Source organism: Streptomyces sp. NBC_00076 (assembly GCF_045041235.1).
Classification (GTDB): Bacteria; Actinomycetota; Actinomycetes; order Streptomycetales; family Streptomycetaceae; genus Streptomyces.
Genome location: NZ_CP108242.1, coordinates 2,782,914 through 2,797,255, shown reverse-complemented (window position 1 = coordinate 2,797,255; position 14,342 = coordinate 2,782,914). Strand labels below are relative to the sequence as shown.

16 protein-coding genes are annotated in these 14,342 nt (G+C 70.6%); 10 read left to right on the top strand and 6 right to left on the bottom strand.

The genetic code is table 11. The annotated features are described in order from the left end of the window. Positions 1-4: 4 nt before the first annotated feature. From OHA64_RS12795 to OHA64_RS12785, 3 genes are all read left to right on the top strand, one after another. The gene (locus OHA64_RS12795) at positions 5-502 is read left to right on the top strand and encodes a DUF5304 domain-containing protein (RefSeq protein ID WP_405612277.1); all 498 of its coding nucleotides are present in this window, start codon (positions 5-7) and stop codon (positions 500-502) included. Positions 503-635: 133 nt separating this feature from the next. Beyond that, positions 636-1,589: an ROK family glucokinase gene (locus OHA64_RS12790; protein WP_405612275.1), complete on the top strand. Its 954-nt coding sequence runs from the start codon at positions 636-638 to the stop codon at positions 1,587-1,589. Positions 1,590-1,751: 162 nt separating this feature from the next. Continuing rightward, a complete protein-coding gene (locus tag OHA64_RS12785; protein WP_405612273.1) occupies positions 1,752-2,507 on the top strand; it encodes an endonuclease/exonuclease/phosphatase family protein in 756 nt (251 codons plus the stop codon). A gap of 54 nt (positions 2,508-2,561) precedes the next feature. Here OHA64_RS12785 and OHA64_RS12780 read toward each other — a convergent pair whose 3' ends face one another. Both OHA64_RS12780 and OHA64_RS12775 read right to left on the bottom strand, forming a co-directional pair. Continuing rightward, positions 2,562-3,242: a hypothetical protein gene (locus OHA64_RS12780; RefSeq protein WP_405612271.1), complete on the bottom strand. Its 681-nt coding sequence runs from the start codon at positions 3,240-3,242 to the stop codon at positions 2,562-2,564. Beyond that, positions 3,235-4,014: an alpha/beta hydrolase gene (locus OHA64_RS12775; RefSeq protein ID WP_405623954.1), complete on the bottom strand. Its 780-nt coding sequence runs from the start codon at positions 4,012-4,014 to the stop codon at positions 3,235-3,237. The genes OHA64_RS12780 and OHA64_RS12775 overlap by 8 nt, the downstream gene beginning before the upstream one ends. A gap of 160 nt (positions 4,015-4,174) precedes the next feature. On the opposite strand from OHA64_RS12775, the gene OHA64_RS12770 reads away from it, so the two are divergent. The 4 genes from OHA64_RS12770 (at position 4,175) to OHA64_RS12755 (ending at position 8,043) form a co-directional block, all read left to right on the top strand. Continuing rightward, positions 4,175-4,930: a lysophospholipid acyltransferase family protein gene (locus OHA64_RS12770; RefSeq protein ID WP_405623953.1), complete on the top strand. Its 756-nt coding sequence runs from the start codon at positions 4,175-4,177 to the stop codon at positions 4,928-4,930. Between the two features lie 37 nt (positions 4,931-4,967). Beyond that, complete coding sequence (gene macS / locus OHA64_RS12765; RefSeq protein WP_405612269.1) at positions 4,968-6,200, top strand: MacS family sensor histidine kinase; 1,233 nt, start codon at positions 4,968-4,970, stop codon at positions 6,198-6,200. Positions 6,201-6,238: 38 nt separating this feature from the next. Then, positions 6,239-6,889 carry a response regulator gene (locus OHA64_RS12760; protein WP_405623952.1) on the top strand — a complete coding sequence of 217 codons (651 nt, stop codon included), beginning with the start codon at positions 6,239-6,241 and terminating at the stop codon, positions 6,887-6,889. A gap of 125 nt (positions 6,890-7,014) precedes the next feature. Continuing rightward, positions 7,015-8,043 carry a 6-phosphofructokinase gene (locus tag OHA64_RS12755; protein ID WP_405612267.1) on the top strand — a complete coding sequence of 343 codons (1,029 nt, stop codon included), beginning with the start codon at positions 7,015-7,017 and terminating at the stop codon, positions 8,041-8,043. A 97-nt stretch (positions 8,044-8,140) separates the two neighbouring features. Here OHA64_RS12755 and OHA64_RS12750 read toward each other — a convergent pair whose 3' ends face one another. Both OHA64_RS12750 and OHA64_RS12745 read right to left on the bottom strand, forming a co-directional pair. Further along, on the bottom strand, positions 8,141-10,036 hold the full coding sequence (locus OHA64_RS12750; protein ID WP_405612265.1) for an anthranilate synthase family protein: 1,896 nt from the start codon (positions 10,034-10,036) through the stop codon (positions 8,141-8,143). A 140-nt stretch (positions 10,037-10,176) separates the two neighbouring features. Then, the gene (locus tag OHA64_RS12745; protein ID WP_082319877.1) at positions 10,177-10,233 is read right to left on the bottom strand and encodes a trp operon leader peptide; all 57 of its coding nucleotides are present in this window, start codon (positions 10,231-10,233) and stop codon (positions 10,177-10,179) included. A gap of 96 nt (positions 10,234-10,329) precedes the next feature. On the opposite strand from OHA64_RS12745, the gene OHA64_RS12740 reads away from it, so the two are divergent. Both OHA64_RS12740 and OHA64_RS12735 read left to right on the top strand, forming a co-directional pair. Continuing rightward, complete coding sequence (locus OHA64_RS12740; RefSeq protein ID WP_405612263.1) at positions 10,330-11,682, top strand: class II 3-deoxy-7-phosphoheptulonate synthase; 1,353 nt, start codon at positions 10,330-10,332, stop codon at positions 11,680-11,682. Positions 11,683-11,830: 148 nt separating this feature from the next. Beyond that, on the top strand, positions 11,831-12,073 hold the full coding sequence (locus tag OHA64_RS12735) for a bacterioferritin-associated ferredoxin (RefSeq protein WP_405612261.1): 243 nt from the start codon (positions 11,831-11,833) through the stop codon (positions 12,071-12,073). Between the two features lie 11 nt (positions 12,074-12,084). On the opposite strand, the gene bfr is transcribed toward OHA64_RS12735, so the two are convergent. Continuing rightward, on the bottom strand, positions 12,085-12,564 hold the full coding sequence (bfr, locus tag OHA64_RS12730) for a bacterioferritin (protein WP_405612259.1): 480 nt from the start codon (positions 12,562-12,564) through the stop codon (positions 12,085-12,087). Positions 12,565-12,739: 175 nt separating this feature from the next. Here bfr and OHA64_RS12725 point away from each other — a divergent pair, with 175 nt between their 5' ends. Further along, entirely contained in the window at positions 12,740-13,387 is a 648-nt protein-coding gene (locus tag OHA64_RS12725; RefSeq protein WP_405612257.1) for a sulfite oxidase-like oxidoreductase, read from the top strand. 55 nt (positions 13,388-13,442) lie between these two features. Here the strand turns inward: OHA64_RS12725 and OHA64_RS12720 are convergent, their stop codons facing one another. After that, positions 13,443-14,342: a deoxyribonuclease IV gene (locus OHA64_RS12720; protein ID WP_405612255.1), complete on the bottom strand. Its 900-nt coding sequence runs from the start codon at positions 14,340-14,342 to the stop codon at positions 13,443-13,445.

The window sequence follows — 14,342 nt, the reverse complement described above, 5'->3', positions numbered from 1 at the left end:
CGTCATGAGCGAAGAGCTCCCCCAGTCCGAGGAGGGCGGGCGCGAGACCGTCGACGAGGTGCGGGCGACCGACGCCGACGCCTGGGCGACGGCGTGCGCCGAGGACCTCGCGGCGGAGAAGGCCCGCCGACGCACCCAGTACGGTCCGCCGCCGGGCTCGGCCGCCGAGGAGTTGCGCAAGCTCGTCGACACGGTCGCGGACAAGCTGTCCGGCTTCCAGTCCCCCCTGCTCGGTGCCGTCGCCGGTCCGGCCGCCCAGCAGGTCGTGAAGCAGGTCGTCCAGCAGGCCAAGTCCGCCGTGGAACCCGTGATCGAGCGCAACCCGGACATCTTCGATCATCTCGCCGCCGCGGGGAACGAGCTGCTAGCGGCGTACCGGTCGGCCGTCCAGGCCCAGGAGCGACGCTGGACTGCCCGGGACAACGACCCACGCGACCTGGACGAGCCCCGCGACGGCAAGGGCGACGAGCCCGGCCCGGGCGAACGCATCGACCTGGACTGAGCCCTCGGACCGCCTGTCGCCGGCTTCCCGCCTGCCCAGTGAGGGCCTGCCCACCGGGCGGACGACGGGGACCCGACGACAGGGCCTCGGGTACGGTTGGCCATAGCGGGGCTCGACCGAAACTGAGGGATTCATGGGACTCACCATCGGCGTCGACATCGGCGGCACGAAGATCGCGGCCGGCGTGGTCGATGAGGAAGGCAACATCCTCTCGACCCACAAGGTGCCGACCCCGGGCACGGCCGAGGGCATCGTGGACGCCATAGCCTCGGCGGTGGACGGGGCGCGGGTCGGGCACGAGATCGTCGGCGTGGGCATCGGTGCCGCCGGCTACGTCAACCGTCAGCGCTCGACGGTCTACTTCGCGCCGAACATCGACTGGCGCCAGGAGCCGCTGAAGGAGAAGGTCGAGGCCCGCGTGGGCCTTCCGGTCGTCGTGGAGAACGACGCCAACGCGGCCGCCTGGGGCGAGTACAAGTTCGGCGGCGGCAAGGGCCACCGCAACGTCATCTGCATCACCCTCGGCACCGGCCTCGGCGGCGGCATCATCATCGGCAACAAGCTGCGCCGCGGCCACTTCGGCGTGGCCGCCGAGTTCGGCCACATCCGCATGGTGCCGGACGGGCTGCTGTGCGGCTGCGGCTCGCAGGGCTGCTGGGAGCAGTACGCCTCCGGGCGCGCCCTCGTGAGATACGCCAAGCAGCGCGCCAACGCCACCCCCGAGAACGCGGACATCCTGCTCGGCCTCGGCGACGGCACCCCCGAAGGCATCGAGGGCAAGCACATCTCCATGGCCGCCCGTCAGGGCGATCCGGTCGCCGTCGACTCCTACCGGGAGCTGGCCCGTTGGGCCGGCGCCGGCCTCGCCGACCTCGCCTCCCTGTTCGACCCCTCCGCCTTCATCGTCGGCGGCGGCCTCTCGGACGAGGGCGAACTGGTCCTCGACCCGATCCGCAAGTCGTACAAGCGCTGGCTGGTGGGCGGCAACTGGCGTCCGGTGGCGGACGTCATCGCCGCCCAGCTGGGCAACAAGGCGGGACTGGTGGGCGCGGCCGACCTGGCCCGGGAGCCCGACCCGATCATGTAGGGCACCTTTCGGAGGTACGGCAGTTCCCGCGTCCTTCCAGGGCGCGGGGCTGTGTCCCTGTGCGGCTCCGCCGCGTGAGCGCGACAGCCCTCACGAACCCCGCAGCCGACGTACGACCTGTCGCTGCCCCCTCCACCCACGCTCACCACGTATCGTGACGGCATGGTGACGCCACCCCTGCTCCCCAACTCCCGTACCGAACCCGATGGTTCCGCCGTCATCCGTGTCCTCGGCTACAACATCCGCTCGATGCGCGACGACACCACCGCCCTCGCCCGCGTCATCAGCGCCTGCGCACCCGACCTGGTCCTCGTCCAGGAAGCGCCCCGCTTCTTCCGCTGGCGCAAGAAGCTGGCCCGCCTCGCGACGGCGTCCGGTCAGGTGATCCTCTCCGGTGGCGGCACGGCCGCGGGCCCGGCGATCCTCTGTACGCTCCGGGCCACCGTCGAACGCACCGAGGACGTCCTGCTCCCCCTCACCCCGGGCCGGCACCGGCGCGGCTTCGCGACCGCGGTCGTACGGTTCGGCGGCGCCCGCCTCGGCGTGCTGAGCTGCCACCTCTCACTCGAGAAGGAAGAGCGGTACGCGCAGGGCGGGATGCTCCTGGACCGGCTCGCCGGAATGGGCGCGGAGCACGCGATCGCGGGCGGCGACCTCAACGAACGCCCCGGCGGTCGCACCTTCGCCCGTCTCGCCGAGAGTCTCCAGGACTGCTGGGCGACCGCCCCCTGGGGCAGCGAGCACACCTGGATCCGCACCGACCCGCACCGCCGCATCGACGCGATCTTCGCGACGAAGGGCATCGAGGTGCTGGGCTGCGGGGTCCCGCTCGGCCACCCCGGGGTGACGGAGACCGACCTGAGGGCGGCCACGGACCACCTTCCGGTCCTGGCCGCCCTCAGAATTCCAGCGAACTGAGGCCTGGCGGAGTTCCTTCGGCCGAGATCCGGACGACGGTTCCCGGCCCGGGGTCTAGACGACGGCTCCCCGCCCGGGGTCGTCGTCGTCCTCTTCGCCCGTGCGCATCCGCAGGACCAGCGTGGCGAAGCCGCCCAGGAAACCGCCGATGCCGACCGTGGTCAGCCACCAGGTCATCTCCCAGCCGAGCAGGACCGCCAGCAGGAGCAGGACCGGCCCACCGAGCACGCCCAGCCAGGCGAACTTCGCGGTGGTGTCGGCGGCGGGCAGCGGGGGCGGCTCCGGCGGTACGAAGTGACCCTCGTCGTCCTCGCCGAGGTCCTCGTCGGCAGGCTCCGGCATGCTGTAGTCCCGCGGGCCCACCCCGGGCGCGAAGGCGACCGAGCCGCCGAGGGGCTTCGCGGGCTTCTCGTCACGGGAGTCGGGGGAGTCCGGGGAGTCTGTGGCCTCCCTGGCCGCCCCGGCCTCCTTCGCCTCCTTTGGTCCCTTCGTTTCCTTCGGTTCCTTCGTCCGTTTGGTGTCCCCGGCTGCCTGGGGACCGCCGTCGTTCGTCTCGGTCTCCAGCAGCGCCAGGTCCTCGACCGACTTGAAGGGCTTGACGCCCGGCGGGTCCGGCGGCTCCTCGCCGTATCCGGCGACGATGGCCGCCCACGCGGCGGCCTCGTCGAACGGGACGCTCTGCTCCTCGGGCTCGCGCTCCTCGCGCTCCTCGCGATCGGAGTCGTGCTCAGCCACGGGCGGCCGTCCCTTCCTTGCCGATGCTGGGGGCGAGCCGGCTGATGAACGAGTAGCTCTCCTCGAAGATCCGGTCCGCCTCATGGTCCAACGTCGCGACGTGGTAACTCTGTTCCAGCACGAACTCCTGTACGTCCGTGGACGAGACCCGACTCAGGACACGCGCGGAGTCTGCCCCCGGCACCACATGGTCCTGGACGCTGCGCAGGACCAGCAGCGGCTGGGTGACCTGCGGCAGCTCACCGTCGACGAGGCGGAAGAACGACCGCAACGAGTGCGCCGCGCGCAGCGGCACCCGGTCGTACCCCAGCTCGGTGCTGCCCTCCTTGGCGATGTCGCTCGCGATGCCCTTCGTCGACCGGACGAGGTGATGGACCACGGGGAGGGCGTGCGCGGCCAGCCCGTGCATACGGTTCGCCGGGTTGACGACGACGACACCGCTGACCGTGTCCCCGTGTTTCGCGGCCAGCCGCAGCGCGAGCGTGCCGCCCATCGACAGGCCCGCCACGAACACCTGCGAGCAGCGCTCGCGCAGGGCACGCAGCTCGCGGTCCACCTCCGCGTACCAGTCCTGCCAGCCGGTGAGCTGCATGTCCTCCCAGCGTGTGCCGTGGCCCGGCAGCAGGGGCAGCGAGACGGTCAGACCGCGCCCGGCCAGAAACTCCGCCCAGGGGCGCAGCGACTGGGGGGAACCGGTGAAGCCGTGACAGAGGAGGACACCCGCTTCCCCGCCCTCGTGGCGGAACGGCTCGGCTCCAGGGAGGACCGGCACCTTCGGTCTCCTGTTCATGAGAAGGGCGTGAACGAGTCCAGGTGATGTTCACCGTACGCGACCGCACTGACACCGACCAGGGCCGTCGGGCTCATTGACAGTGCTGCGGGATATGGTCTGACCGACAGACACAGGAGGCACTCGGTTGTTGTACGGCACGATGAAGGTCGCCATCGGAGGGCCGCTCAAGGTCGCCTTCAGGCCCTGGGTGGAAGGCATGGAGAACATTCCGGCCGAGGGTCCCGCCATCCTGGCGAGCAATCACCTGTCGTTCTCCGACTCGTTCTTCCTGCCCGCGGTCCTCGACCGCAAGGTCACCTTCATCGCGAAGGCCGAGTACTTCACCACCCCCGGAGTGAAGGGCCGGCTGACGGCCGCGTTCTTCAAAGGGGTCGGCCAGCTCCCGGTGGACCGCTCCGGCGCGCGCGGCGCGGGCGAGGCTGCCGTCAAGAGCGGCATCGAGGTCCTGGAGCGCGGTGAGCTGTTCGGGATCTACCCCGAGGGCACCCGTTCGCCCGACGGCCGTCTCTACCGGGGCAAGCCCGGCGGCCTCGCGCGCGTGGCGCTGGCCAGCGGCGCGCCGGTCATCCCGGTCGCCATGATCGACACGGAGAAGATCCAGCCGCCCGGCCAGGTGATGCCGAAACTGATGCGGCCGGGCATCCGTATCGGCGAGCCCCTGGACTTCAGCCGCTACCAGGGCATGGAGCACGACCGCTTCGTCCTGCGCGCCCTGACCGACGAGGTCATGTACGAGATCATGAAGCTCTCCGGCCAGGAGTACGTCGACATCTACGCGACCGCGGCCAAGCGGCAGATGGCGGAGGCGACGAAGGCCGAGAAGGAAGCGGAGAAGGCGGCCAGGGCCGCACTCGCGCAGGCGGAGAAGGAACAGGCCGAAAAAGAGAAGTCGTAGTCCTGGACGGGGCAGTCCGGGTCGGGGGGTGGGGGAGTTGGCCAAGCGCGAGCGGGTCATGAGGATGTCGGTGGAGCAGCCGCTGTGGCGTGCGCTCACCGCGTACCGGGTGCTCACCATGCTGTACGCGGTGGGTCTGTTCGCCACCGCCTACGACAAGTTCGCCCGCCCAGGCGTGGCCATCGCCTACTACGTCGTGCTGTGCGGCTGGACCCTGGCCACCATCCCCCGGGTCGCGAACGCGGCGGCCTGTACCAAACGGTTCCTCGCCGCCGACCTCACCGTGGCGCTCGCCGGCATCCTGCTGACGCCCCTCGCCGACGCGCCCGGCCGGATCCAGGAGGGTGGCCCGACCCTGCCGTCCATATGGACCGCGGGCTCGGTGCTGGCCTTCGCGGTCAAGGGCGGCTGGCGCTGGGCGGCCTTCGCTTCCACCGCGGTCGCCGTCGTCAACCTGGTCGAGCGCGGCGCCCCGGCCCGCGACACCGTCCACAACGTGATCCTGGTCTGGGTCGCCTCCATCGCCATCGGCTACGTCGTCGAGGTCGCCCGCGCCTCCGAGCGCACCCTCGCCCGTGCCCTGGAGATCGAGGCCGCGACCCGGGAGCGGGAGCGGCTGGCCCGGGACATCCACGACAGCGTGCTGCAGGTGCTGGCGATGGTGCAGCGGCGCGGTGCCGTCCTGGGCGGCGAGGCGGCCGAGCTGGGCCGGATGGCCGGCGAACAGGAGGTCGCCCTGCGCACCCTGGTCTCCGGCGGGCTGGTCCCGGTCTCCCGCGCTTCGGAGGACGCGGCCGAGGGGGCCGTCGTACGGACGGTCGAGGTGCCCGACGACGAGGACGCCGACGGGCCGGTCGACCTGCGCTCCCTGCTCGCGCCGTACGCCTCCGCGAGGGTCAGCCTCGCCGAGCCCGGCGCGCCCGTGCAGTTGCCGCCGGCCGCCGCGAGGGAGTTGGCCGCCGCGGTCGGCGCCGCCCTGGACAACGTACGCAGGCACGCGGGTGAGCAGGCGCGCGCGTGGCTTCTCGTCGAGGACGAGCCGGACGAGGTGATCGTGACCGTACGGGACGACGGCCCCGGCATCCCCGAGGGCCGGCTCGCGCAGGCCGAGGGCGAGGGCAGACTCGGCGTGGCCCTGTCGATCCGGAGCCGCCTGCGCGAACTCGGCGGCAGCGCCGAACTGATCTCGGTGCCCGGCCAGGGCACGGAGGTCGAACTGAAAGTACCGAAGGAGACGCGGTCTTCACGGGGGAAGGCGGAGAGGCGATGACGGACAACAGCGAGGGCCGGCCGGACCGGATCCGGGTCATGGTGGTCGACGACCACCCCATGTGGCGCGACGCCGTCGCCCGTGACCTGGGCGAGTCCGGCTTCGACGTGGTCGCCACCGCGGGCGACGGCGACCAGGCCGTCCGCCGCGCCAAGGCCGCCGCGCCCGACGTCCTGGTGCTCGACCTGAACCTGCCGGCCAAGCCCGGGGTCCAGGTCTGCAAGGAACTGGTCGCCGCCAACCCGGCGTTGCGGGTGCTCGTGCTGTCGGCGAGCGGCGAGCACGCCGACGTCCTGGAGGCGGTGAAGTCGGGCGCCACCGGCTATCTGCTGAAGTCGGCGTCCACCGAGGAACTGCTGGACGCGGTCCGCCGCACGGCGGTCGGCGACCCGGTGTTCACGCCCGGCCTGGCCGGCCTGGTCCTCGGCGAGTACCGGCGCCTGGCCTCCGAGCCGGCCCCCGGCGCCCCGGACGCCGACCAGCCCCGGGCCCCGCAGCTCACCGACCGCGAGACCGAGGTGCTGCGACTGGTCGCCAAGGGCCTGAGCTACAAGCAGATCGCCGAACGGCTGGTCATCTCCCACCGGACGGTCCAGAACCACGTCCAGAACACCCTCGGCAAGCTGCAACTGCACAACAGGGTCGAACTGGTGCGGTACGCGATAGAGCGCGGGCTCGACGACGAGTGATCAACGTGCGGGTGTCTCACCGGGATTGACCGTTTACCGGAATTGACCGTCCTACCCATGCCGAAGTGACCTGGATCACTATTAGCGTGACCTTCGCAGGCTTTCTCTGGCGAAGGGACACTTCCATGCGCGTCGGAGTACTGACCGGAGGCGGCGACTGCCCCGGGCTCAACGCCGTCATCCGGGGCATCGTCCGCAAGGGCGTGCAGGAGTACGGCTATGACTTCGTCGGCTTCCGGGACGGCTGGCGAGGTCCGCTCGAAGGCGCCACGGTACGGCTGGACATCCCCGCGGTGCGCGGCATCCTGCCCCGCGGCGGCACCATCCTCGGCTCCTCGCGCACCAATCCCCTCAAGCAGGAGGACGGCGTCGCCCGTATCAGGGAGAACCTCGCCCGACTGGGTGTCGGCGCGCTCATCGCGATCGGCGGCGAGGACACCCTGGGCGTCGCCGCCCGGCTGTCCGACGAGCACGGCGTGCCCTGCGTCGGCGTACCCAAGACGATCGACAACGACCTGTCCGGCACGGACTACACCTTCGGCTTCGACACGGCCGTGGGCATCGCGACGGAGGCCATCGACCGGCTGCACACCACCGCCGAGTCGCACATGCGGGTCCTGGTCTGCGAGGTGATGGGCCGGCACGCGGGCTGGATCGCCATCCACTCCGGCCTGGCCGGCGGCGCGAACGTCATCCTCATCCCCGAGCGGCGCTTCGACATCGAGCAGGTGTGCGCCTGGGTGACCTCCCGCTTCCAGGCGTCGTACGCCCCGATCGTGGTCGTCGCCGAGGGCGCCATGCCCAAGGACGGTGACATCGTGCTGAAGGACCAGTCGCTGGACTCCTTCGGACATGTGCGGCTGTCCGGCGTGGGCGAGTGGCTGGCCAAGGAGATCGAGAAGCGCACCGGCAACGAGGCGCGCACCACGGTCCTCGGCCACATCCAGCGCGGCGGCACCCCCAGCGCCTTCGACCGCTGGCTCGCCACCCGCTTCGGCCTGCACGCCATCCAGGCCGTCCGGGACCGCGACTTCGGCAAGATGGTCGCCCTGCGCGGCACGGACATCGTCCGCGTCCCGATCGCCGAGGCCACGGCCCGGCTGAAGACGGTCGATCCGGAACTGTACGAAGAGGTGGGGGTGTTCTTCGGCTGAGCCCCGTCGGACGGGCCCGCCCGGAGTCGGGGGTACGGGCGTACACCGTGGACGCCGCCGACCAGGTCGCCGACGCCACGGTGGACGACGTCCTCGACTACAGGGCGGGCCGGCGCTCGGGGAACGTGCTGGTGCCGTGCAGCCGCGCCACCAGCTCCCGCACGACCGACGCCCCGTTCAGGGTGAGCACCGACTCCGGATGGAACTGCACCCCGGCGAAGCCGGATCCGCGCAGAGCGTGCACCTCACCGGAGTCGCTGCGGCTCACCTGCACGTCCCGCGCGGCGAGTTCGGCCGCCGTCGCGTCGTCGCAGCGCGCCACGAAGCTGTTGTAGAAGCCGACGGTCTCCCGGCGCCCGAACAGATCGATCTCCGTCTGCGTGCCCTGGTACGGCACTTCCTTCCGTACGATCTCCAGCCCCAGCTCGGCCGCGATCAGCTCGTGCCCGAGGCAGACGCCGAGGACGCCGTGCCGGTTCTCCCGGATCACCTCGGCGGTCAGCGTGCGCAGGAAACGCATCTTGGGATCGGCGGTGTCGGCGGGGTCGCCCGGTCCGGGGCCGAGGATGACCGGCCCTTCGTGCGCGCGGACCGCCTCCGTCAGGCCGGGCTCGTCGTACCGCCGGACGGAGATGTCCAGGCCCGACGAGCGCAGCACATGCGCGAGCATCGCCGTGAACGTGTCCTCCCCGTCGACGACCAGGGCGTGGCCGGAGAGCTCCTCGGACCGCTCCTGCATCCGCAGCCAGAACGGCGCCAGCGACGCCCGGCGCCCGTCGAGCGCGGCCCGCACCCGGGGATCGTCGGCCAGTCGCGGGCCCGCGGACTCCTCGCGCGGCCTGCCCGGACGCACCCCCAGCGCCGCCAGCACCCCCGCCGCCTTCGCGTGGGTCTCCGCCACCTCGCCCGCCGGGTCCGAGCCGCGCACCAGCGTGGCGCCGACCGGCACCCGCAGCCGCCCGTCCGTGTCGATGTCGGCGGTACGGATGAGGATGGGGGAGTCGAGGGTCTGGGCGCCGCCCGAGTCCCTGCCAAGCAGTGCCAGCGCCCCCGCGTAGTAGCCGCGCGCGACACCGTCCCGCCCGAGGGGCTCGTGCCGCTCGATGACCCGGCAGGCGTTCTGCACCGGCGAGCCGGTGACGGTCGCCGCGAACATGGTCTCCTTCAGCACCTCCCGCGCGTCCAGCGAGGACTTCCCGCGCAGCTCGTACTCGGTGTGCGCGAGGTGCGCCATCTCCTTAAGCCGGGGCCCGATCACGACCCCGCCCATGTCGCCGACCGTGCACATCATCTTGAGCTCCTCGTCGACCACCATCGAGAGCTCCTCGATCTCCTTGCCGTCGGCGAGGAAGTCCAGCAGGTGCTCGGGGGTGGGGCCGTCGGCCGGATAGCGATACGTCCCGCTGATGGGGTTCATGACTACGGTCCCGCCCGACATCCGCACATGCACCTCGGGGCTGGCCCCGACGAGCGTCCGCTCCCCGGTGTGCACGACGAACGTCCAGTACGCGCCCCGCTCGCCCTCGAGGAGCCGCCGGAACAGAGCCAGGGCGTCGGCCCTGGAGAACCCCGGGATCCCGCCCTCGTACGTCCGCCGGATCACGAAGTTCGCGCCCTCGCCCGCGCCGATCTCCTCCCGCAGCACCCGCTCGACGATCTCCGCGTACTCCTCGTCGGCCACGTCGAAGCCGCCGTCCTCGACGCGTACCTCGTGCGCGGGGAGTTGGGCGAGGGCGGTGGCGAGGGGGATCTCGTACGTCTCCTCGGGGGTGAGCGCCGCCAGTGGCGTCCCGTCGTCGCGGACGTCGAAGCCGCGCTCGCGGATCTGCCGGAAAGGGATGAGCGCGAGGCCCTGGTCGGGGAGGTCGGCGAGACGGTCGTACGTGCTGACCGGACCGATCAGCAGCTCGACCGTCTGGTCGTCGTGGCCGGGGGTGCGGCGGCGGAGCAGGGCGAAGGGGCGGGGGTCGTGCAGCAGCCGTGCCAGGTCCATGGTTCCTCTTCCGTCGATGTTCCGTCGATGCCGCCGCCGTCCACGCGGCGGCGGTCGATGTCGATGTCGGTGAGGAACGACCCCGGAAACGCCGAAGGCCGCCCCTCGGGCGGCCTTCGCGAAGTCTTGCGTACGCGCAGTCAGTGGGCCGCCGGATGAGCGGTCCACCACCAGGTCTGGATCGAGTGCGCGAACATGCGACGCACCCTACCCGACGCGCACCTGAGCGTGGGTGTGTCTCACCTGTCGAGCCGGGAGAAAACGACTCGACACGACCCCGTAATGTTGAGGGCGTGACCGTGAACGCTAAGACCAGCGCGAGCGCTGGCAACACCTGGCGAGACCTGCCCGCGGCGCAGCAGCCCGAGTACCCCGACACCGAGGCTCTGCGCGCAGTGATCGCGGACCTCGAGTCGTATCCGCCGCTCGTCTTCGCGGGCGAGTGCGACCAGCTGCGCGCCCGGATGGCGGCCGTCGCCAAGGGAGAGGCGTTCCTCCTCCAGGGCGGCGACTGCGCCGAGGCCTTCGACGCGGTGTCCGCCGACCACATCCGCAACAAGCTCAAGACCCTGCTCCAGATGGGCGCCGTGCTGACGTACGCCGCGTCCGTCCCCGTGGTGAAGGTGGGCCGGATCGCCGGCCAGTACTCCAAGCCGCGTTCCAAGGGCACCGAGACCCGCGACGGCGTGACCCTGCCGACGTACCGGGGCGACTCCGTCAACGGTTTCGACTTCAACGAGGCCGCCCGTATCCCGGACCCCGAGCGCCTGAAGCGGATGTACCACGCCTCCGCCTCGACGCTCAACCTGGTGCGCGCCTTCACCACCGGTGGCTACGCCGACCTGCGCCAGGTGCACGCCTGGAACCAGGACTTCGTGAAGTCGTCCCCGTCCGGCCAGCGCTACGAGCAGCTCGCCCGCGAGATCGACCAGGCGCTGAACTTCATGCACGCCTGCGGGACCGACCCGGAGGAGTTCAAGACCGTCGAGTTCTACTCCTCGCACGAGGCGCTGCTGCTCGACTACGAGTCGGCGCTGACCAGGGTCGACTCCCGCACCGGGCACCTGTACGACGTCTCGGCGCACATGGTGTGGGTCGGTGAGCGCACCCGGCAGCTGGACCACGCGCACATCGAGTTCGCCTCGCGGATCCGCAACCCGATCGGCATCAAGCTCGGACCGACGACCACGCCCGAGGAGGCGCTCCAGTACATCGAGCGCCTGGACCCCGACCGCGAGCCGGGCCGGCTGACCTTCATCGTCCGGATGGGCGCCGACAAGGTCCGAGACAAGCTCCCGGAGCTGGTGGAGAAGGTCAGTGCCTCGGGCGCGACCGTCGCCTGGATCACAGACCCGATGCACGGCAACACCTACGAGGCGGCCTCCGGCCACAAGACCCGCCGCTTCGACGACGTGCTCGACGAGGTCAAGGGCTTCTTCGAGGTCCACAAGGGCCTGGGCACCCACCCGGGCGGCATCCACGTCGAGCTCACCGGTGACGACGTCACCGAGTGCGTGGGCGGCGGCGACGAGATCTTCGTCGACGACCTGCACCAGCGCTACGAGACGGCCTGTGACCCGCGGCTGAACCGCAGCCAGTCCCTGGACCTGGCGTTCCTCGTCGCGGAGATGTACCGGGACCAGTAGGAGATCATCAGCGGGGGCGCCTGTTACCTGGGCGCGAAGTGGGGCGCGGATCACATACGATCCGCGCCCCACCCCACTTTTGTGGATCCGACGCGATGGGTAAGGTTAGGTTAGCCTTATTGATCTCGGCGGCGGGAGGTGAATCCGCGTGTACGTCTGCAACTGCTTCGGGGTGACCGAAGCGCAGGTCCAGCGGCACGCGGACGGCGGCGCCTGTACGCCCCGCCAGATCGCCTCCGCCTGCAAGGCGGGTACGGACTGCGGATCCTGCGTCCGTCGGATCCAGGCCATCCTCGGCCGTGGTGCGAGCCCGCGCCGCGAGCCTGCCTACCAGGGCGGGCCGGTCCTCTCCGAAGCGGAGGGCGCGGACGCACTCGAGGAAGCCGCCTAGGTTCGGTCGGTTCAGCTCTCCGGCTGCTCGATCAGCTGCGCGATGTAGAGCGCGTCGCCGAGCTTTTCCAGGAGCTCCAGCTGGGTGTCGAGGTAGTCGATGTGGTGCTCCTCGTCCTCCAGGATCGACTCGAAGATGTTGGCCGACGTGATGTCGCCCTTCTCGCGCATCACCTTGATGCCACGCTTGAGCCGGTCGATCGCCTCGACCTCGATCTGACGGTCGGCATCGAACATCTCCTTGACCGTCTGCCCCACGCGCACATGGAAAAGGCGCTGGTAGTTCGGCAGCCCGTCCAGGAAGAGGATCCGGTCGGTGAGCACCTCCGCGTGCTTCATCTCGTCGAAGGACTCGCTTCGCGTGTACTTCGCGAGCTTCGTCCAGCCGAAGTTCTCCTGCATCTTCGCGTGCAGGAAGTACTGGTTGATCGCGGTGAGCTCGGCGGTCAGCTGCTCGTTGAGGAATTCGATGACCTCGGGGTCGCCCTGCATCGCAGAGGCTCCTTCCAACCGTGGGGAACTGGCAGGTTGCGCCGCATGATTGCATCCGCCACGAAGATCGTCCAGTAAGTCTTCACTTAGTAAGTAAGGGCACACTTAGTTCTAATTGCCCGAATTGGGCGGGGGTTGGTCATGTGCACTGCCCCGGGTCTGTCAGGATGGAGTCATGGGTCAGCCGGTGGAACGCGAGTGGGGAGAGCGCGATTCTGGAGGAGTCGCACACCCCGATCTCCCGCCGGGGCAGCGGCTGCAGCGTGGCTGGCCGGTCACGCACTACGGCCCGGTTCCCAAGTTCCGGCCGGAGCGCTGGGAGTTCCGGGTCTTCGGCGCCACCGCGGACGGCGAGAAGCACTGCTGGAACCACGAGGAGTTCACCGCTCTTCCGTACGCCAGCGTCATCGCCGACCTGCACTGCGTCACGAAGTTCAGCATGCTCGGCGCCGAATGGGGCGGCGTCCCCGCCCGGACCGTCCTGGACATCGCCCCGCCCGCGGCCGCCGTCACCCATGTGATGGTGTGGGCCGAGTACGGCTTCAGCTCCAACCTGCGTCTGGCGGACTTCGCGGACGACCGCGCGATCTTCGCCACCCACAAGGACGGCGAGCTGCTGACGGCGGAACACGGCTTCCCGCTCCGGCTCATCGTCCCCCACCTGTACGCGTGGAAGGGCCCCAAGTGGGTCCGCGGCGTCGAGTACATGACCGCCGACCGCCGCGGCTTCTGGGAGGAGCGCGGCTACCACAACGTCGGCGACCCCTGGAAGCAGCAGCGCTACTCCTACCAGGAGGGCCCGGGGGACGGCCCCGAGCTCTGACTCTGGGCCAGGGTTCCAGCCGTCCCGCGGCTACTTCAGCCGTCCCGTAGCTACTTCAGCCGTCGCGCAGCTTCTTCAGCCGCTCCACGTCCGCCGCGTGCCCCTCCTTGCCGCCGGGCGTCTCGATGATCAGCGGTACGCCCTCGGTGGCCGGGTGGGTCATCAGCGCGCGGAACGGGTCCTCGCCGATGTGGCCGGAGCCGATGTTCTCGTGCCGGTCCTTGTGGGCGCCGACCACGTCCTTGGAGTCGTTGGCGTGGATCAGCTTGAGCCGGCCCTCGCCGACCGTGTCGACCAGCAGGTCCAGCGTCTGGTGCATGCCGCTCGGCCCGGTCAGGTCGTGGCCGGCCGCGAAGATGTGGCACGTGTCCAGGCACACGCCCAGCTTCGGATGGGCGTCCAGCGCCTCGAAGTACGGCCCGAAGTCCCAGGTCCGCGAGCACAGCGAGGCGCCCTGCCCGGCCGTCGACTCCAGCAGCAGGTACGGGTCGTCGTCGTGGGTGAGCTCGTCGAGCAGCGGCAGCAGATGCTCCCGCACCTGCTTCAGCGCCACGGACCGGTCCCGGCCGCCGGTCGCGCTGCCTGTGTGCACGACCACGCCGAGCGCCCCGATGTCCCGCCCGCGCCGCAGGGAGTGCCGCAGCGACTCCACCGACTTCTCCACGGTCGCCTCGGTGTGCGAACCGAAGTTGATCAGATAGGGGGCGTGCACATAGGCCGGGATCGACTCGGCCGCGCACACCGCCCGGAACTCCTCGTCCTGCCGAGGGTTCCCGGTGGGCGTGGCCCAGCCGCGCGGGTTGGCGACGAAGACCTGCACGGTCTCGGCCCTCAGGTCATGGGCGTACGACAGGCCCACCGAGTGGAGACCGCCGGCCACCGGGACATGACCGCCGACGGGGTTGCGCACGGTACCGGGGGTTCCGGTTCCGCTGCCGGGCTGTTGACTCTTCAC